At 48.8% G+C, this 18,350-nt stretch carries 22 protein-coding genes and 1 pseudogene; 16 read left to right on the forward strand and 7 right to left on the reverse strand.

Going from position 1 to position 18,350, the window contains the following annotated elements; genetic code table 11:
* Positions 1 to 108 precede the first annotated feature (108 nt).
* From RS881_RS06520 to RS881_RS06550, 7 genes are all read left to right on the forward strand, one after another.
* Entirely contained in the window at positions 109 to 273 is a 165-nt protein-coding gene (locus tag RS881_RS06520; RefSeq protein WP_315820336.1) for a hypothetical protein, read from the forward strand.
* Between the two features lie 77 nt (positions 274 to 350).
* A complete protein-coding gene (locus RS881_RS06525) occupies positions 351 to 1,055 on the forward strand; it encodes a hypothetical protein (RefSeq protein ID WP_315820337.1) in 705 nt (234 codons plus the stop codon).
* Entirely contained in the window at positions 1,046 to 2,734 is a 1,689-nt protein-coding gene (locus RS881_RS06530; protein ID WP_315820338.1) for an FtsW/RodA/SpoVE family cell cycle protein, read from the forward strand. Before RS881_RS06525 ends, RS881_RS06530 begins: the two co-directional genes overlap by 10 nt.
* 139 nt (positions 2,735 to 2,873) lie before the next feature.
* Complete coding sequence (locus tag RS881_RS06535) at positions 2,874 to 3,185, forward strand: hypothetical protein (RefSeq protein WP_315820339.1); 312 nt, start codon at positions 2,874 to 2,876, stop codon at positions 3,183 to 3,185.
* Positions 3,186 to 3,423: 238 nt separating this feature from the next.
* Positions 3,424 to 3,720: a hypothetical protein gene (locus RS881_RS06540; RefSeq protein WP_315820340.1), complete on the forward strand. Its 297-nt coding sequence runs from the start codon at positions 3,424 to 3,426 to the stop codon at positions 3,718 to 3,720.
* 17 nt (positions 3,721 to 3,737) lie between these two features.
* Positions 3,738 to 3,917 (forward strand): hypothetical protein, encoded by a 180-nt coding sequence (locus tag RS881_RS06545; protein WP_315820341.1) that lies wholly within the window; start codon positions 3,738 to 3,740, stop codon positions 3,915 to 3,917.
* 476 nt (positions 3,918 to 4,393) lie between these two features.
* A complete protein-coding gene (locus RS881_RS06550) occupies positions 4,394 to 5,077 on the forward strand; it encodes an FHA domain-containing protein (RefSeq protein WP_315820342.1) in 684 nt (227 codons plus the stop codon).
* A gap of 25 nt (positions 5,078 to 5,102) precedes the next feature.
* Here RS881_RS06550 and RS881_RS06555 read toward each other — a convergent pair.
* From RS881_RS06555 to RS881_RS06590, 7 genes and pseudogenes are all read right to left on the reverse strand, one after another.
* A pseudogene (locus RS881_RS06555) lies at positions 5,103 to 5,485 on the reverse strand (DUF3037 domain-containing protein).
* Positions 5,486 to 5,527: 42 nt separating this feature from the next.
* The gene (locus tag RS881_RS06565; RefSeq protein WP_315820345.1) at positions 5,528 to 6,106 is read right to left on the reverse strand and encodes a HipA family kinase; all 579 of its coding nucleotides are present in this window, start codon (positions 6,104 to 6,106) and stop codon (positions 5,528 to 5,530) included.
* A 303-nt stretch (positions 6,107 to 6,409) separates the two neighbouring features.
* Positions 6,410 to 8,209 (reverse strand): DUF3857 domain-containing transglutaminase family protein, encoded by a 1,800-nt coding sequence (locus tag RS881_RS06570; protein WP_315820346.1) that lies wholly within the window; start codon positions 8,207 to 8,209, stop codon positions 6,410 to 6,412.
* Complete coding sequence (locus RS881_RS06575; RefSeq protein ID WP_315820347.1) at positions 8,197 to 8,508, reverse strand: hypothetical protein; 312 nt, start codon at positions 8,506 to 8,508, stop codon at positions 8,197 to 8,199. Before RS881_RS06575 ends, RS881_RS06570 begins: the two co-directional genes overlap by 13 nt.
* Entirely contained in the window at positions 8,505 to 9,116 is a 612-nt protein-coding gene (locus tag RS881_RS06580) for a tetratricopeptide repeat protein (RefSeq protein WP_315820348.1), read from the reverse strand. The genes RS881_RS06575 and RS881_RS06580 overlap by 4 nt, the downstream gene beginning before the upstream one ends.
* Before the next feature lie 129 nt (positions 9,117 to 9,245).
* Positions 9,246 to 9,830 (reverse strand): hypothetical protein, encoded by a 585-nt coding sequence (locus RS881_RS06585; RefSeq protein ID WP_315820349.1) that lies wholly within the window; start codon positions 9,828 to 9,830, stop codon positions 9,246 to 9,248.
* Positions 9,831 to 9,862: 32 nt separating this feature from the next.
* Positions 9,863 to 10,162, reverse strand: a complete 300-nt coding sequence (locus RS881_RS06590; RefSeq protein ID WP_315820350.1) for a hypothetical protein — start codon at positions 10,160 to 10,162, stop codon at positions 9,863 to 9,865.
* Positions 10,163 to 10,717: 555 nt separating this feature from the next.
* Between RS881_RS06590 and RS881_RS06595 the strand changes: the two genes are divergently transcribed.
* The 9 genes from RS881_RS06595 to RS881_RS06635 all read left to right on the forward strand — a co-directional run bounded on the left by RS881_RS06595 (position 10,718) and on the right by RS881_RS06635 (position 18,330).
* On the forward strand, positions 10,718 to 11,041 hold the full coding sequence (locus RS881_RS06595; RefSeq protein ID WP_315824375.1) for a PAS domain S-box protein: 324 nt from the start codon (positions 10,718 to 10,720) through the stop codon (positions 11,039 to 11,041).
* Positions 10,993 to 12,318, forward strand: coding sequence for an ATP-binding protein (locus RS881_RS06600; RefSeq protein WP_315824376.1), 1,326 nt, complete (start codon positions 10,993 to 10,995; stop codon positions 12,316 to 12,318). Before RS881_RS06595 ends, RS881_RS06600 begins: the two co-directional genes overlap by 49 nt.
* A 29-nt stretch (positions 12,319 to 12,347) precedes the next feature.
* On the forward strand, positions 12,348 to 12,641 hold the full coding sequence (locus RS881_RS06605; RefSeq protein ID WP_315820351.1) for an Hpt domain-containing protein: 294 nt from the start codon (positions 12,348 to 12,350) through the stop codon (positions 12,639 to 12,641).
* A 67-nt stretch (positions 12,642 to 12,708) separates the two neighbouring features.
* The gene (locus RS881_RS06610) at positions 12,709 to 13,578 is read left to right on the forward strand and encodes a helix-turn-helix transcriptional regulator (RefSeq protein ID WP_315820352.1); all 870 of its coding nucleotides are present in this window, start codon (positions 12,709 to 12,711) and stop codon (positions 13,576 to 13,578) included.
* A gap of 1,408 nt (positions 13,579 to 14,986) precedes the next feature.
* Positions 14,987 to 16,030, forward strand: coding sequence for a polyphosphate kinase (locus RS881_RS06615; protein WP_315820353.1), 1,044 nt, complete (start codon positions 14,987 to 14,989; stop codon positions 16,028 to 16,030).
* Positions 16,031 to 16,037: 7 nt separating this feature from the next.
* Positions 16,038 to 16,460 (forward strand): phospholipase D-like domain-containing protein, encoded by a 423-nt coding sequence (locus RS881_RS06620; RefSeq protein ID WP_315824377.1) that lies wholly within the window; start codon positions 16,038 to 16,040, stop codon positions 16,458 to 16,460.
* Between the two features lie 67 nt (positions 16,461 to 16,527).
* Entirely contained in the window at positions 16,528 to 17,022 is a 495-nt protein-coding gene (locus RS881_RS06625) for a polyphosphate kinase (RefSeq protein ID WP_315824378.1), read from the forward strand.
* A gap of 304 nt (positions 17,023 to 17,326) precedes the next feature.
* Positions 17,327 to 17,743, forward strand: coding sequence for a metallophosphoesterase family protein (locus tag RS881_RS06630; RefSeq protein ID WP_350340191.1), 417 nt, complete (start codon positions 17,327 to 17,329; stop codon positions 17,741 to 17,743).
* Between the two features lie 8 nt (positions 17,744 to 17,751).
* Entirely contained in the window at positions 17,752 to 18,330 is a 579-nt protein-coding gene (locus tag RS881_RS06635) for a metallophosphoesterase family protein (RefSeq protein ID WP_315820355.1), read from the forward strand.
* Positions 18,331 to 18,350 lie beyond the last annotated feature (20 nt).

Below are 18,350 nucleotides of genomic sequence, written 5' to 3' on the forward strand. Positions count from 1 at the left end.
TTACAAAGGCCTTCGTGCCCCTTTAGGGCAATCGCCTTGTAGAAAGAATATGTATAAAGAATTTTATGCCCCTTTAGGGGCAACAGCTTTGTAACCCGCAAAAGATATATGGCCGAACGCGAAAAAAATACAACCAGGAGCCCAGCCAAAGAAGGATGGATATTATTAACAGCTGCGGCATTGATCCTGTTACTCCTGTTCTTCAGGCTGTTCCAGGCCCTTAGCCCACAGCTGGAAAAACAAATACCGCTTTACTCCAGGGCAGCGCCCTGAAACTGGAAAGCGTTGTCAACAAAGAAGTATTACGTCAGGTAATCGCCGATGGCAACTATTATACTGATCAACGCGATGTGAACCTCCTGGTGGATTCCCTCGCTGCTAAATTATTGCAATTGGGGCAGCCCGATAACCTCGGGGCACTCAATAAAGCAGCGTATGCCATTACCGCTCCTCTTCCCTGGAAAACAACCATGGGAGGTCTTGATTTTCAAGACCGGTTACGGGCATCACGTCAAAGACTTGGGTTCGATTCTGCTTTATACGTACAGGAACTTGCCGGCCCCGTCATAAGTGAAAAACAGGGAGAGACCCATGCTGAAAGTCTCCTACCCATGTCGACTGGTGATCTGGAAATGACGGGGCGGGTCCTGTACCAGCATCAGCCCATGCAAGGCGTACTCGTTCAGTTAAGACAACACATTCCTTCCCTGGAAGAAGATTCACTCACTGCCATTATCGGCTACGCACGCACCAATGCCAAAGGAGAATTTGCTTTCACCCATTTGTTTCGTGATTCCGGTTACAGCGTATTGCCACTGAAACCCGGGTTTGAGTTTGGTACACGCAAAGGCACTAGCCGCCTGGATAAAAATGCCGCCTGTTCCTTTGTGGCCAAACCCCATAAAATAAGATTGATAGGTTCCATCGTATATGGACAGCTAAAAGAAGATGGGGTATTAATTGTCCGAACACCCGAAGAGTTTAAGACCAGCTTCCAGGTAATAGCCGGTAGCCTCATCCTCGCATTTTTATTGTACACCTCATCTTGTCAGTAAGGAGAAAACGACCTGATATTTTCCTCCTGCCCATTCTATTGCTGTTGTGCGGTATTTCCATATTAACCCTCTTTAGCATTCAGCATCCACTCACCGATTCACTGCATGCTTTTCAAACCTTGCAGGGTGTAATCGCCGGCCTCATTGCCTATACCATATTGTGTTCCATTAACATCGGTAAATGGTATACCCGTTGGTGGTTTGACGGCTTGTTTAATTTTAAGCACAGGAATATTTACCAGCTCAAAGGGTGGACCTGGTTGGCGTTGGCCGTGCTATTGGCTGTACTGACCGTGTTGATTGGAACAGGTCCCGAAGGCAGTGGCGTAAAAGTAAACCTCCAACTGGGTGGCTTCACCTTCCAGCCCAGCGAGATCACCAAATACCTCCTCCTCTTTTTCCTGGCTGCCTTCTTTGCTGCCAATGCCGAAAATATCCGTAACCTGTCCGATATACGTTGGCGATTCTATGTCAACTGGGGCGTTTTTGCAGGTATCGGTGTCATCCTCGCCTTATACCTTTTCATGGGCGATATGGGGCCTGCACTCGTAGTTTGTTTTACCTTTCTTTTCTTCTATAGCATTGCCCGGGGCAACCTTCTGTTCACCGTTCTCACAGCATTGGTCTATGCCCTCTTATTATGGCTACTGCCCGGATGGATGGCTACAGCCGCCGCCTTACTCCTCGTTATCATCGCATTGCTTATACAGGGTAACCTCCGTAGCATAAAATGGTACGGCGCTTTTGCTGCTATTGCCGATGCCCCCGTTATCATCATCATGGTAATGGCAGCCTTTGCTTTTGGTGATCGTGTGCCCGGTATTGGACAACGCCTGGCCGATCGTAAAGCCATCTGGTTAAGCCAGTGGAACAATGATGTGTTTGGTGGCGATCACCTCGCACACAGCTATTGGACCCTCTCTTCCGGCGGATTTGCCGGACAGGGCATCGGTCGTGGATTCCCCAATACCATGCCAGCCGCCCATACCGATATGATACTGCCCAGCATTGGTGAAGAATTGGGATGGCTCGGCCTCATCGCTGTTTTACTCCTATTCGGCATCCTTATCCACCGCACCTTCCTTCATGCACGCCGATCCGGACAACCATTTACTTTTTACTTATGTGCTGGCATTGCCATTACCATCGGCATTCAGTTATTCATCATTGCCGGAGGTTCCATTGGGCTACTCCCACTTACCGGCGTGGCCGTACCATTTTTGAGCTATGGGAAAATATCACTCATCATCAACCTCGCAGCCATAGGCATTGTAGCGGGTATATCAGCACGTGAAGGGCAGGAAGTACAGCGCGAAACCATGCAGAAAAACTATGACCCCGTATTAGCCACCGGCATTCTTTTCTTCCTGGCCGGCATCCTGGTACTGGCAGTTAAATTATTTTTTGTCCAGGTCATCGACCGCGAGCAATACCTGGTAAAACAAGCCCGCGTGGTCATGCGCAACGGTGTACCTGTATATAGTTACAATCCCCGTATCGACAAACTCATGCGCGTGCTCGCTGCCGGGAATGTATATGACCGCAAGGGCCTCATCCTGGCTTCCAGCGATGAAGCCGCCATCCGGCTAAATAGCGACAGCCTTCAACAGGCAGGTTTAACAAAGACCGGTCTGCAGCAAGTGATCCAAAAGAGTAAGGCGCTTTTATCCCTTTGGTGAGGACCTATTCTTTTGGACCGGCGATTACAACACCCGCCTGTTTTGGGGCCAGGCCAACGGCTATTTTGCCGAAGCCCGCCACCTCACCAGCCTTCGTGGCTTTGGCATCACCCGCGAAATACAGGATTCCGTATATACCTTGTACCAGCCCGACCGGTTTACCAAACCATTCTATAAAACCGTACCAATGGCCCGGTATGATTATACCGCCCTTATTGATGGATTGAAGGCTGGTATTGATACCAATGCGGCCGCCATCCGGAAAATAAGAGACAAAGACCGCAACGTTCAATTAACTGTAGATGCTGCACTGCAGGTAGAGATACAGGATTCCTTACACACCAGCCTCTTCCAAAATAAACGTATCTCCGTGGTGGTGCTGGATGCTGGGTCGGGCGATGTCCTGGCTTCTGCCTTGAACCCATTACCCAACCTGAAGGCCCCGAATTAATGCAGTTGCCCGATAGAGAAAGAAACCAACTTGAGACCATCGTTACAGAACGCGACCTCGGCATGACCTATTCCACTGCCCCTGGCTCCACTGCCAAAATACTGACTGCCATGGCTGGCCTCAATAAAATGGGCATGGTGGCCAACGAAGTAAAGTATACCGATATCTACCGCAACGAGATATTTCGCGATAATAAAAAGAACAGGAACCATTTATTCCCAAAGTACCCTTCGTTGATATGCACGAAGCCATCCTCAACTCCAGCAATATATTCTTCATCCGCCTGGCCAATGAAAACCACCTCGAAGAAGAAATGGCTGCCCTGTACCAGGCAACCGGCATGAACATCGAACAGCGGGGCGGGTATAATTATACTTTATCCAATGACGCCCTCAAGCAATCGGCGGACCTGGCAGCCTGGCGCAAAGAAGTGCTCAACCACGACCGTAAGCAATACAACAATCCCAACTATACAGGCACTACCAAAGATACCGCAGCGTTTTCTCCGGCCTTGCCTGGGGACAAAGCGTATTGACCGCTACCCCGGCATCCATGGCCAGGATGGCCGGCTCCATCGCCAACCAGGGCATACTTCAACCTTCCCGGTATGTATTACACGAAGCGGGCCACGGAGATAGCTTGCCCCAGGGTATTAAAGTTGCAAAAGATACTGCCTATGCTTCTTTGCTGAAGCAATTCATGATCGACCAGTCCAGCACCCCGGAAAACTAAAGATCAAAGATACCAGGGTAGCAGGCAAAACAGGTACACCCGAACGCATCATCAAGGGCGAAAAACAATCAGATGGATGGTATGTATTTTTCGCTCCCACACCTGATAATACATCACATACAGTAACCTGTATACGCATAGAGAGTGGCCAAAGTTCAGCCAATGCCGTGCTCTTGGCCAATACCGTAGCAAAAATTTTACAACGCAGGGAATACCTGGGATCGTTTTTAAACAATGCACCTGTAAAACAACCCTTCCTGCTGGCCAGTAAACAAAAAATGCAAGAATGAAAAACTTACTCAACAAACTCAAAAAAGCTTTGGCCTCGTAGAGGAAGAGTCAGTTAAAGATCAAACCGTCTCCACCCCTGAAGAGCCAACCGTTTCCTTCATTCCGGCTACTCCCGTGAAACGCGATGCCATTATTAAATTTATCATACAGGCATTGAAACCTTATGTCGACGAAAAAGCATGTCAGTGGCTGGCCTGCGGTTTTATATAGTGTGCCCCGATCAGGAACAGGAAGAGGCCGCAAGCATTGCCTTATATACCGATAAACCCGGTATGTTTAAAACCGAACACCTGGAGCGTAAGCTGCTCAACCATTTTATACAACTGGAGCCCGGTTGGTTTTTTGAATACCAGGTGCTCAAGGATCAACTACCCGAAAATTGTATTCAACAAGGCAACTTTGGCCTCAAGGTCACCCGCGCAGGCGAACATATCGTAGAAAAATTTTCAACCGCCTGCCTGCAGGTATTGGTAGGCCAGGCCGAACAATTTGAATATGTGCTCGATCCGCATATTCAACTCCGGTATAATATTGGCCGAAGCAAAACCCCGCAACTATCTTCTGGTAAGATCCAAATGAACGATATCGTTTTTCTCGCTGTGGGCGATCCTGGTTTCGATGAAGTAGCAGGTAGGGCCAACCTCCACATAAGCCGTAACCATGCCTATATAGCCTATGATCCAAAAGCGAATAAGTACCTCCTGTATCCCGACAAAGGCGGTCTGCCTGATAGTGGCAACAAGATCAAAGTACATACTGCCGACGACAAAGTGAAGTGGTTAAATATGTATGGTATTGCCCATCACCTCCAGGATGGCGATCAGATCGAACTCGGCGGTGAAGCCATCCTGAGGTTCAAAAAAGCTTGACCCCATTCATTGAGGCTTTTGTCTTCTACAATACCAGGTTTTCGTGCAACTTCTCCAGCGTAGCCACTGGGTCAGCACATAATCCAGGGTGTACTTTAGAACATTGTACGATCGTGCTGCGGGTAGCAGTAAGCCAGCGAAAACGGGAAGGCATATCCAGTTTGCCGATGGGGCCGCCGGCAACATCACCCTGGCAAATATGTTCAAAGGCGCAGAGATAATTTTTTATTTCTTCAATATCCAGCTTTGCACAAAAAGCCAGCAGCTTGTCCGCATCCAACCTATACCGTAGATCCAGGAACGCAGGTCGCTTGCAAAGAGAATAACACCCACGTTCAGGAATTCTTCCCGTTCTACCCTGGGCACCACCCGGATCACTGCATACTCAAATAAGTGTTGTTCTTGCATACTGCGCTTCTTTTACAAAAATGGGTGACGAGGCTACACGAGTTAACAAAAATTGAATATATACTTCCCGGCGGTCATAGGCAGATCCGCCTTCCGATCCCCCTTCAACCATTCATCAGGCACCAGGTCCACAATGCTGCGGATACGCTCTTCCGAAAGCAAAGGCCCATATTCAGCATTCACGGCATCCAGTTCACTGGCTTGTGGCAACAATACATGGTCCTTTACATTAACAAAAGCACGTTTGGCCTGCTCTTCCCAATTATTCCATGAATGATGAAAATAAAGAGATGCTCCATGATCGATCAGCCACAATTCTTTATTCCAAACCAGCATATTCGTGTTTTTGGCTGTACGGTCCACATTCGTAAGCAGGCAGTCCAGCCACACAATTTGCGAAGCCAGCCTGGCAGGAAGCCGTGTAACGGCCGGGTCATACGTGATAGACCCTGATAGGTAATGCAGCCCGAGGTTCAAGCCCACACTTGCCTTGAGCAGGTCTTGTATCTCTTCATCCGGCTCTGTACGCCCAAATGCCGTATCCAGGTTGGCAAATACAATTTCAGGTACTTTAAGGCCCAGCAGGCGCGCCATCTCTCCGCCTATCAACTCCGCTATCAACGCTTTAACCCCTTGCCCGGCTCCCTGAATTTAAGTACATACAGGAACTCGTCATCCCCTTCTGCAATAGCGGGCAGCGAGCCCCCTCACGCAAGGGCGTCACATACCGGGTCACCTGTATTGTTCTCAATGATGCTTTATTATTCATAAGCTGATGATCTAAGCCTCCAGCAGCGAACTACAACCCGTTCCCTGCAAAATAATGCCTGAAATTAAGCCCATTTTCCTTCCTGCACAAACAAAGAGCGGGCATCCCCAGGGATACCCGCTCTTCTGTATTCTGTCTCCTGTATTCTTGCCTTTCTATTTGAACGCAATATACTTCGACTCCGCTTTGATGATCTTATTAAAGAACATTTTCAATGCCGCATAATCAGCCGGTAATACATCATCCCGTTGGATCTTCGCCCTACGGGTGATCTCCAGCTGCGTATTCGACTTCTTTACAAATTGAAGACTATACGTGCTGCCATTGAATGTACAGCTTTCATTCTTCGGAATTTCTACAAACTGTTTGCTCGTAGGCGCAGTAACCGTGATCGTCGTTTCGTATTCATCCGTATCCTCATAACTCCAGTATTCGATCGGAAACTTGCGCTCATCTTCCGTAAGATTATCAATAGAAGCAATGATATCTCCAAAAGGGATCTTGATCATACCCATATCACCCACTTCAGTTACCTCATTCGTCACCTTGTATTTGCACTCAAAAGAAACAGAATCCGATAAAGACTCCAACCCCGTAAAGGAAATACTCGTTAGTTTAACCGGATTTTTATACCAGGAGCTAACCGATTTTTCCATCTCCTCTTTCTGCTTCTCATTCGTCAGTTTACCAAAGTCGCTCCGCAAACCCGAACTCAGACTACCCGTTTTAACAGCTTTGATCGACATCTTAATATCATTGCCTTCAATAACCACCCCTATATTGCGCCTTACCCTGTCCTTGATCCGGTTTGTTGTGTACAGATATTTTAATTGAGCGCCAGCCGTATCACTGCTTTTTTCTGGTATCACCAGGTAAGCCGCCTTATACAGGTTGGAAGGCAAGCTGGCAAAAGGCAGGTCATTATCCGTAAGTTCCAGGAAATATTCTTTTCCGTCCAGCGTCGTCTTGACAATACAATGGTTGAACTCCACCGAAGGCATCGCCATCGAATGCAAGCCATTTTCCCGCGTATTCACCAGCACCAGGTTAGCTTTTACCCCTGCCAGTTTGGCCAGCCCAACAAATAAACTCGACAGGTCCTTACAATCTCCCAGCCGCGTATTGATCGTCACGGCCGCCTTTTGTGGAACATAAGCACTTTGCCTGAACGATACCGAACTGTATCGGATATTACCCGTAATATACGAATAGATTATTTTGGCGCATTCTGCTTCACTCATCATCCCTTTCCCCTTGGGAAACAATTCCTCGTATACCTGCTTTACCTCAAAATCATCTTCCGTTTTGGATGAAGAAAGATCACTATACCAGGCCGCTATATCGGCCCAGGAAGAAAGCGTGGATAAATAAAGCGCAGGCCCTACATCATTCAGTGGCGGCATAAACTTTTCAGGCTTCGCCACTGCAGGGTCCTTCATTTCCCAGCTATACAATACAAAGTCGTCATAGTTGCTGATCGTAGGTTTTACCGGCGCATTCATCATTTTATGATGCAGCGAAATATTCTTGGCTACCAACAACGAATAACGCGCCTTTTCTACTGGAACATAGGCATTAAACGTATACCTGTCCCAAAACTCCTTGGCAAGCCGTCCTTGCGAATAGTGCTGTATTTTGTATTTAATATACAACGCATCCCCTGCTTCAAGACCCGTAAATACCAGCTGGTTGCTACTTTGTTCAGCCTTGATCTTATTGCCATTTTTCTTAACAGCCTCTGCCTTTTCCACCAGCAGGTATTGTGAATTGGAATTGTAATTCAAACTTACTTCCTTCCAGTTGTCAATACCTTTTTCATTAATGATCTTAACCACCATCGTAATGTATTCTTCCGTGGCCCCTTCCGGATAAACCACCGTTGCTTTTTCATCCAACAGGTAATACGAATTGTGGTCATACGTTTTACCCGCCGATTGCTTGATCAACTCATACACATCCGTCTCCGGGAAAGCTTTCCATACCGTAGGCTTTTTTGCAACTCCCGCAATTGTTCACGGGCCGTATATTTATTGGCATCATAATACAACGCTTTCCGGAAATTGTCCATCGCCTCATTGTCCTTATGCTGCTGTTGCAATTCCAGCCCCAGCGACTGCCAATAAGAAGCTACATACGGCGCCTGTACCAGCGCCTTCCGCGTATGTTCTTCTGCTTTGCCATATTGCTGCTTGTCATAATAAAAGTTGGCAATCGCCATGTATTGTTCAGGATCATAGGCAAACTTCTCCTTCAACCCCTCAAAAGTTGGAGTGCCTTGTCCGACATACCTTGTTCATTATACTCCGACGCCAGCGATTGGATCATCTGGTAATTGTAATTCCGTTTCAGGTACGTCTCATACACCTTCAGCGCACCTTTGGCATCCTTGTACCCATTCTTCTTCAGCCTGAACATCATCGTCACCAGGTCCGTATTCTCGGGATACTTATTATAACTGTCCTGCAGTAACTTAACCAGTTCATCCATTTTGTTTTGGGAACCATACAATTGGATCCGGCTCACCAGGATGTCCTGATCATCTCCCGTTAATGCTGCCATCTTATCCAGCTCCTTCAGCGCCTCCTCATATTTTTCATCCTCCTTTAACTGCTGTATGTTCATGTTGTGCGTAAACACACAATTGGGATCCGTTTCTTTCATCCTTTCCACTTCCTGCGACAGCAGCGTCCTGTTCCCTTCCTTCAGTAAACATTGAATGAACTGGAACCGCAGCAATGAATTGTCTTTAAACCGCTCCAGCGCTTCCGTCAGCAACTTCCTGGCCGCCGAGGTCTTTTTATTACGCAGGTACGTTTGACTAAGTAAAATATAATTGACAACATTCCCAGGCTCCGCCTTCACCTTCTTTTCAAAAAGCTTCCGCAAAATGCGGTAGCGAACGCGGTTCCGTACTTACTTTCGGTGCCTTGGGGTAAAGCTGTAAAGCAGCCGTATAACTCAGGCCCGGTATTACATTGTATTGCTCGTCCGTTAAGCGGATAATGAAATTAGGACCACTATTATCCGTATAACCCAATTGAACCAGTATCCGGTTATAACCCTTTTTAGCGTTACATAATTCTTATAGTAATCCAGCTCCGTGACTATTTCTTTCGATTCAGATAGGACCGGCTGGTCATTTACCCAAACTTTCAGAGAGCCGTTTACCCCTGCATTCAGCAATACTTTCATATCCTCAGGCGCCTGTACAAAGCTTTGTGCATAAATGATCGCTGTATTATAGCGGATATGAGAGTGCGGGAACGTCCAGCCCTCCATATTCATCACAGGAGGCGAGAACCAACCGATCGAGGCATTATTCAATGAGGTGAAGGTGGCCCCTGATTCAGGATGCTCCAGCGGCCCATAGCTTTTATAGAAGCCACTGCCCGAAAGATTATCGAAGGGGCCGGCTAACTGCCATAAAGGACCTGCCGCTCCCATCAACTTCCATTCCTTCGTAGCATCTGAATATTCATTGCCATACAAGTAATGCATCGCCTTTACATAATGTGCGGCCGATTTGAGCGACCCGTTAATAGCCCCATCACCCATTACCTTCTCCAACAGATCCATATGGTGCGGTTTTTTCTTACCGTAGGTCCCCATTACCGCCTCATTGAACCAGAGAGCATAGAGGTAGGGGTTGGCGTCCGGTACCTTTTGTAGATCCTGGACATAAAGTCTTTCACTTCAGTTTCCCGGCCTTCAAAAGTTTGCAGGTACACATACGTCAGGTAAGCGTCTACACTCGTCGACGACTCCTGCATCGCTTTCTCCAATAAGGCTTTCGCTGTTTTTCGATCATTTTTATGCAATGCCTTCCAGGCTTCTTCATAATCATTCGCCAGGCTGGCGCTATACAGGCACACCAGTGCCGGTATCAACAAAAGGATACGATGTAACATAATTTCGGTTAGGGGTTATTTGTGACTTTATACGATCAACACAAAATTAGTATCCAAAACGCACAATTAATTAATGGATGGTTGAATTACTTGACCCGCTCCATAGATTGGAGGCTCCAACTTCCAACTGCCCAATAAGCGGACAACCCATTAAAAAAATCAATAAATTTATGCCCGGCGCGCTATTTAGATAAAAAGCCTAATTTGTTACTGGCAATCCATAGACCCACTCTTAGGTATCTTAGTAGCATAAATAGCAGATATTCAACCATTTCGGCCCATTTTAAACAAGGGCTTCCCAACTCCCGGCACATGAGGTCAAAGCACTGGCACAATCCCGGTACACCCTACCTATTCAATGAAACATCGACCATCACCATATTAACGCTAACATGACCGGAATGAATATGCACCGCCTTCTTGAAAACCAAATAAAACGTACCTCGCCCCCGAGTGGCTCAACGACCAGCGATTCCTGACCTTCATAACGGCTGTGAGCGATTCCTATACCGATTATGACCGCTACATAACCGATAAAAGAACACCGAAGAACTCCTGCGGAGAAATGAGGAAAAATACCGGGGAATCATCTCCAACATGAACTTTGGATTGATTGAAGTAGACCTGGAAGACAGGATCCTGTTCGTTAACCAGTCATTCTGCGAAATGAGCGGCTTCAAACAACAGGAACTCTATGGGCGACATGCAGCAGCCCTGTTCATGAGCGAGGAAGATCAACTACTGATAGCCGAAAAGAATGCGACACGCCTTGAAGGCATTGCCGATGCCTACGAAATGCAGGTACACAACAGGATGGGTGAAAAACGTTGGTGGCTCATCAGCGGCGCCCCCGGTACAATGACCTGGGTAAAATTGTAGGCTCCATCGGCATCCACCTCGATATTACAGAGCAGAAGATATTAGAAAATGACCTGATAGATGCCCGCCGGCAAGCCGAAGAATTATCCCGCTCCAAAGAAGCTTTCCTGGCCAATATGAGCCATGAAATACGAACACCCATGAATGCTATCCTGGGGATGGGCCGCCAGTTGAGAAAAACCAAACTGGATTACAAACAGCTACTTTACCTCGATACCATCAACCTGGCAGCCGAAAACCTCCTGGTCGTTATCAACGATATCCTCGATATCTCCAAAATTGAAGCCGGCAAACTCGTTATTGAACACATCGGGTTTAGAATGGATGACCTCCTTACCCGCGCCACCCGCGTGATGATACACAAGGCCGAAGAAAAAGGCCTCCGCCTTTCTTTCTCCATCGATAAAAATATACACCCCGTTTTGCTGGGCGATCCCTATCGCCTCAATCAGATCTTGCTCAACCTCATTAGTAATGCCATCAAGTTTACAGAAAAGGGATCCGTCCGCATAGCATGCTCCCTGGCCGATAGAAAAGGCCAGCTGGATATCCTTAGCGTGAAGGTCACCGATACAGGTATTGGCATGGAGCCCGCTTTCCTGGAAAATATCTTCCGGAAATTTTACCAGGAAGACGGTACCGTAGCACGTAAATACGGCGGCACCGGCTTGGGCATGAGTATATGCAGACAACTCACCCAACTCATGAATGGCTCCATTGATGTTAAGAGCGAAAAAGGCATTGGTACCGTTATTACCATCTCCATCCCCTTTACAAGAGGCGTCGAATCCGATCTGCCCATTAAAAAAGAAGTAGTCCCCGGCACCAATAAATTAAATGGCAAAAAGATCCTCCTGGTAGAAGACAATGAGATGAACAGGTTGGTAGCGACCGTGATCCTGAACAATTATGGCGCAATCGTATACAAAGTAGCAAATGGTGTAGAGGCTGTCGAAGCAATAAAGAACAATCAGTACCACCTGGTACTGATGGATATGCAAATGCCCGTCATGGGCGGCCTGGAAGCCACCCGCATTATCAGGGAATCCATTGATACCACCACCCCCATCATAGCACTTACCGCCAATGCCATCAAAGGAGAGAACGACAAATGCCTGACCGCAGGTATGAATGATTACCTATCCAAACCCTTTGAAGAAAACGAATTGATCCGGATCATTACCAACTGGCTGGATAAAGAACCGCCCCTTGGCGCCTTTCCCGCGAAAATAACCGTAGAGCCACCCCTGTATAACCTGTCCAAACTGGAAAAATAGGCCAGGGCGACCAGACTTTCATACAGAAAATGTTGCACCTCTTTTTGCAGGAAGTACCTGCCGCAGTAGGCGCCATCAATATGGCCTATAAAAGCCATGATTTTGCTACCATTCATCATTGCGCCCATCGTATAAAACCTATACTGGCCAACCTGGGCATTGTATCCCTGAAAGAAGATATACTTGAAATAGAACGAACCGCCCTCGAACATCAGCCTTCCTTGCGCCTGGAACAACTCATCCATAAGTTAGATACTACCGTGGCTTGTGTTGCAACACATATTCGCAGCTACCTCGAAGAGCATGCCGGCCACACCATCTGATTAGGTAAAAGTCCATTCAATTTGTGAAGGGATTTTCACCTAATTTCATTCAAAAATCCAGGCATTCATGGCGGTAACACCCCTATTGGAAATTGGGAGATCAGTGGCTAATGCTCCTTTTGAAATTCACACCATGGAATGGATCGCCCAAAACAGGTTCCAGCAAAATGAACTGCCCCATCGGCATACCTACTTTGTTATTATTTGGGTGAAAAACGGCACTGGCGTTCATTTTATTGATGTAGACAGGTATGAGCTGGAAAACAATACCATTTATTGCCTTACCCCTGGACAAATACACCAACTGAAAATAGAAGGACCCATTGATGGCTATGTCATCTCTTTTACAGCCGAATTCCTAAGCCTCAATGAAGATAATTTTAACCTCCTTTTCAATACAGGCCTCTTTTATACCTTCTCCCATTCTCCCGTCATCAAAGTGTCCGGTGAAATGGACGATGACATGGGAGGCATTGTTGCTAAAATGATGAAGGAATATGCTAATTTCTTTCTCCTTAGGTCAGAAATACTGCGGGGGTTCCTCAAAATATTCTTGATCTACCTTACCCGGCAGTTTGAGGGCGTCGACCAACAGGCTCAACAGCCCAGGAATATTGAATTGGCCAAAAAGTTCCTTTCCCTCCTTGAACAACAATTCACCACCAAAAAAATGGTGGCCGATTATGCCGATCAATTGGCCGTAACCCCCAACTACCTCAATGAGGTGATCAAAAAAGTGTCAGGCTTCCCAGCAAGCCACCATATACAACAACGTATTGTTTTGGAAGCCAAAAGGCAGGCTGCCTGGTCCGATACCAGTATGAAGGAAATTGCCTGGCACCTGGGCTTTGACGATGTGGCCCATTTCAGCAAGTTCTTTAAAAACGTTTCAGGAACCAGTTTTTCCGGTTTCCGGAAAGAACTCACCATCCGGTAGGGTAGTATCCGGCCCACTGAACAAACAAACGCCATGTAGCGAACGTATTGACGATTGCCGACTCCCGTTTCCCTCGAAGCAAACGGCTCGCAGCTCGCAGCTCGTAGCTCGCAGCTCGCAGCTCGTAGCTCGCAGCTCGTAGCTCGCAGCTCGTAGCTCGTAGCTCGCAGCTCGCAGCTCGTAGCTCGCAGCTCGTAGCTCGCAGCTCGTAGCTCGCAGCTCGTAGCTCGTAGCTCGCAGCTCGCGGCTCGCAGCTCGCAGCTCGCAGCTCGCGGCTCGCAGCTCGCAGCTCGCAGCTCGCGGCTCGCAGCTCGCAGCTCGCAGCTCGCAGCTCGCAGCTCGCGGCTCGCAGCTCGCAGCTCGCGGCTCGCGGCTCGCAGCTCGCGGCTCGCGGCTCGCGGCTCGCGGCTCGCAGCTCGCAGCTCGTAGCTCGTAGCTCGCAGCTCGCAGCTCGCGGCTCGCGGCTCGCAGCTCGCGGCTCGCGGCTCGCGGCTCGCGGCTCGCGGCTCGCAGCTCGCAGCTCGTAGCTCGCAGCTCGCAGCTCGCGGCTCGCAGCTCGCGGCTCGCGGCTCGCGGCTCGCAGCTCGCAGCTCGTAGCTCGCAGCTCGCAGCTCGCGGCTCGCAGCTCGCAGCTCGCGGCTCGCGGCTCGCAGCTCGCGGCTCGCGGCTCGCGGCTCGCAGCTCGTAGCTCGCAGCTCGTAGCTCGCAGCTCGTAGCTCGCAGCTCGTAGCTCGTAGCTCGCAGCTCGCGGCTCGCAGCTCGCGGCTCGCAGCTCGCAGCTCGCGGCTCGCGGCTCGCAGCTCGCAGCTCGCAGCTCGCAGCTCGAAGCTCGCAGCTCGCAGCTCGCAGCTCGCAGCTCGTAGCTCGCAGCTCGCAGCTCGCGGCTCGCAGCTCGCAGCTCGCGGCTCGCGGCTCGCAGCTCGCGGCTCGCGGCTCGCAGCTCGTAGCTCGCAGCTCGTAGCTCGCAGCTCGCAGCTCGCGGCTCGCAGCTCGCGGCTCGCGGCTCGCGGCTCGCGGCTCGCAGCTCGCGGCTCGCGGCTCGCAGCTCGCGGCTCGCAGCTCGCGGCTCGCAGCTCGCGGCTCGCAGCTCGCGGCTCGCAGCTCGCGGCTCGCAGCTCGCGGCTCGCAGCTCGCGGCTCGCAGCTCGCAGCTCGTAGCTCGCAGCTCGCAGCTCGTAGCTCGCAGCTCGTAGCTCGCAGCTCGCAGCTCGCAGCTCGTAGCTCGCAGCTCGCAGCTCGTAGCTCGCAGCTCGTAGCTCGCAGCTCGTAGCTCGCAGCTCAAAGCTCGTAGCTCAAAAAGGTAAAATGTACAAATCTTCCCACTGTTTATCAATGGTCGGTAACAGAGAGTAATATAGCTTTGTAACCAATCCATAAACAATAGCTTTCCCATCGGGTTTAACTTTTGTATGCAGATAACTAATTTCTTCAGCAGGGACATCAGTTGGCTTTCTTTCAATGAAAGGGTATTAATGGAGGCCGCAAAAGACACTGTACCTTTGGGTGAACGCCTAAAATTCCTTTCCATCTATTCTTCCAATCTTGATGAGTTTTACCGCGTTCGTATGCCTGCCCTCATGGCATTACAGAAGATCAATAGATCCAAAACCAGCAAGGAAGAGATCTATACCGGTGCACTCGAAGAAGCAAAAGCTACCATCCACCGGCAGCAGGAACTATTTGGTAAAACCATTGCCGGGATTGTTCCTTTATTGGAAGAACAACAGATCCGCCTCCTGTACAACCAGCCCATTCCTGAAGAAGTATTGCCGGGCCTTACCGGATACTTCTTTACCCAGGTATTGGCTTTCCTGCAACCCGTTTACCTGTCCAATATCAGGCCCGACTTCTTCCCCGGCAACAATAAATTATACCTGGTGGCTGTATTACAGTATACTGCCAAAGAGTCGGATTATGTGATAGTCAATATTCCTTCCGGCTCACTGCCCCGTTTTAAAGCCTGTACCCTTCATGGCATCACCTATATTGTCTTTCTCGAAGATATCATCAAACACCACCTGCCTTACCTGTTCAGACAAGCCATCGTGGCGGGAGCCTGGAATTGTAAGATCACCCGCGATGCCGAACTAAATCTGGAAGACGATTTTGAAGAAGACATGGCCGAAAAAATAGAAAAGCAGATCATGAAACGCGATTATGGCTTTGCCACCCGTTTCCTGTTTCAGCCTGGTTTGCCCGACCCTTGCCTGGATGCTATGATCACTCATTTCGGCCTCGCCAATGCCAGCATAGTGCAAGGAGGCGCTTACCACAACCTGAAAGACCTGGCTTCCTGCCGCTCAATAATAAAGTGGCCCAATACGAGCCCTGGCCACCTGTCATGCATGCAGCTGCCTCAGAGACCCGTTCCCTGTTTGATACCATTGCTGCCAAAGACCTCATTATCCATACCCCCTATCAATCGTACAATACCGTACTTCGTTTTTCAATGAAGCCGCTATTGATCCTGCCGTATCAGAGATCTATGTAACCCTGTATCGCGTAGCCGATGACTCAAAGATCGTCCATGCCCTCATCAGTGCTGCCCGCAATGGCAGGCAGGTAACCGTACTCGTAGAACTGAAAGCCCGGTTCGATGAAGCCAATAATATCCGCTGGGCCCGCCAAATGAAAGCCGCCGGCGTGAAGATCATCTACTCCGAACCATCCCTGAAAGTACATGCCAAGATCGCCCTGGTAAAACGAAAAGATAAAATTGGCATATACTATGCCGGATTATTGGCCACAGGCAACCTGAACGAGAGTACCGCCCGATTCTATACCGACCATATCCTGCTCACGTCAGATTATGCCATGCTGAGCGAGATGGAACAACTCTTTGTATTCCTAAGCCAGAAAAAAATCGGCCAATGCCAATATTAAATTCAATCACCTGCTGGTAGCACGGTTCAACCTGCTGCCTGCTTTCATAGATAAAATTGACCGCGAAATAGCTTGGGCCAGGCAGGGCAAGCCCGCAAAAATGGTGATCAAACTGAACAACCTGGAAGAAAAGACCCTCATCAGCAAACTGTATGAAGCATCCCAGGCTGGCGTGGAGGTTCATTTATTGGTAAGAAGCATCTGCTGCCTGATGCCAGGCGTAGCCGGTATGAGTGAAAATATTACCGTGCGGCGTATTGTTGACCGGTACCTGGAACATGGTCGCCTGTTCATCTTTCACAACGGCGGCCAGGAAGAAATATACCTGGGTTCTGCCGATTGGATGAATAGGAATATTTACCGGCGCATAGAAGTTTGTTTTCCCGTATATGATAAAGACCTCCAAAACGAATTGAAACACCTCATAGCATTGCAATGGAAAGACACCCAACAGGCCGTACAACTCGATAACCGCCTCCAAAACCAACCCATACCAGAAGCCATAGAAAATACACGTTCCCAGGAAGCGATTTATCATTACCTGAAGAACAAAGCACTATAACACCTATTCGTATCTTAATTTTGTTATATTAGAGTAATTGGCTAATCGCTAAAGGCAAACCACTAGAGGCTAAAAGCTCACCGCTTGCCTTTCGCTCGCAGCTCGCAGCTCACAGCTCGTAGCTTGTATTTCAAAGCTCGCAGCTTGTACTTCTTAAACTAACTGACATGAAAAACACTATCTATATTTTCTGCTGTTATCCTGCCTTCCCTTCCTCTCCCATGCACAGGACAGCATTGTTCACCGCATCATCCTGATCGGTGATGCCGGTGAGATCAGTAAAGAACAAAAACAGGTAATACCCCTGGCCGCAGGAATGGTCATGAAGGACAAAACAACCGTTTTGTACCTCGGTGATAATATTTACCCTACAGGTATGGAGCTGCCTGGCTCTAAAAACGAAAAACAAACACAGGATATCTTGCGCTCCCAATATACACCCATGCGCACCAATGGCGCTGCCGTTTACTTTGTGCCGGGCAACCATGATTGGGATAGAATGGGTGTAAATGGCCTGGCAAAAATAAAAGCCAGTGGAGTTTTCTCGATCAGCAAAACGACCCCCTCCTCAAAATGGTACCCCGATGGATGCCCCGATCCTGTTGAAATTAATATTGATAACAACCTCACCATAATTGCTTTTGACAGCGAATGGTGGTTATTCCCCTATAAAAAGACAACCCCGATGCCGATTGCGACTGCCGCACCAAAGAAGATGTAACTGCCCGCATGTTGGAACTCCTGTACAAGAACCGGTACAAAATGATCCTGCTGGCCGATCACCATCCCTTTCAATCTTATGGCCATCACGGCGGTTACTATTCCTGGAAGGATCACCTCTTCCCCTTTACCGCTATCAATAAAAACCTATTCATTCCGCTACCTGTGGTAGGCTCTCTCTACCCCATTTTAAGGAAGGCCATTGCGAACCCCGAAGACATGGGGCACCCCCTATACAAAACCATGATCAGGAAAATAGATGCCATTGCCAGCCGTTTTCCCAACCTGGTCCATGTAGCAGGCCATGAACACGGACTCCAATTCATTAAAAGCGATCAGGTGCAGGTAGTAAGTGGGGCAGGGGCTAAAAGAAATTATGCCAGAAAGGGTAAACATTCCTTGTTTTCCTCCACCCTGGCAGGTTTTGTAACCGCCGACCTCCTTACCAACAATAACCTGCGCTTCACCTATTATACACAAACCGGCAACACCCTTACCCCTTCTTTCACCTATACCCAACCTTATGTAAAAGTGGCCGGGAACGAACAGTTGACTATTAATGCCACCCCCGGGATAGCATCACCGTAGTACCCCTGGCCCGGTTCGAT

Origin of the sequence: Paraflavitalea speifideaquila (assembly GCF_032395985.1) — a bacterium.
Lineage (GTDB): Bacteria > Bacteroidota > Bacteroidia > Chitinophagales > Chitinophagaceae > Paraflavitalea > Paraflavitalea speifideaquila.

What these genes read in the sequence shown, in the direction of transcription:
- RS881_RS06520 (WP_315820336.1), top strand. Translation starts at nt 109, where the DNA reads ATGGCCGAACGCGAAAAAAATACAACCAGGAGCCCAGCCAAAGAAGGA.
- RS881_RS06540 (WP_315820340.1), top strand. Translation starts at nt 3,424, where the DNA reads ATGCACGAAGCCATCCTCAACTCCAGCAATATATTCTTCATCCGCCTG.
- RS881_RS06545 (WP_315820341.1), top strand. Translation starts at nt 3,738, where the DNA reads ATGGCCAGGATGGCCGGCTCCATCGCCAACCAGGGCATACTTCAACCT.
- RS881_RS06585 (WP_315820349.1), bottom strand. Translation starts at nt 9,830, where the DNA reads ATGGATCTGTTGGAGAAGGTAATGGGTGATGGGGCTATTAACGGGTCG.
- RS881_RS06590 (WP_315820350.1), bottom strand. Translation starts at nt 10,162, where the DNA reads ATGTTACATCGTATCCTTTTGTTGATACCGGCACTGGTGTGCCTGTAT.
- RS881_RS06605 (WP_315820351.1), top strand. Translation starts at nt 12,348, where the DNA reads ATGTTGCACCTCTTTTTGCAGGAAGTACCTGCCGCAGTAGGCGCCATC.
- RS881_RS06610 (WP_315820352.1), top strand. Translation starts at nt 12,709, where the DNA reads ATGGCGGTAACACCCCTATTGGAAATTGGGAGATCAGTGGCTAATGCT.
- RS881_RS06615 (WP_315820353.1), top strand. Translation starts at nt 14,987, where the DNA reads ATGCAGATAACTAATTTCTTCAGCAGGGACATCAGTTGGCTTTCTTTC.
- RS881_RS06635 (WP_315820355.1), top strand. Translation starts at nt 17,752, where the DNA reads ATGTTGGAACTCCTGTACAAGAACCGGTACAAAATGATCCTGCTGGCC.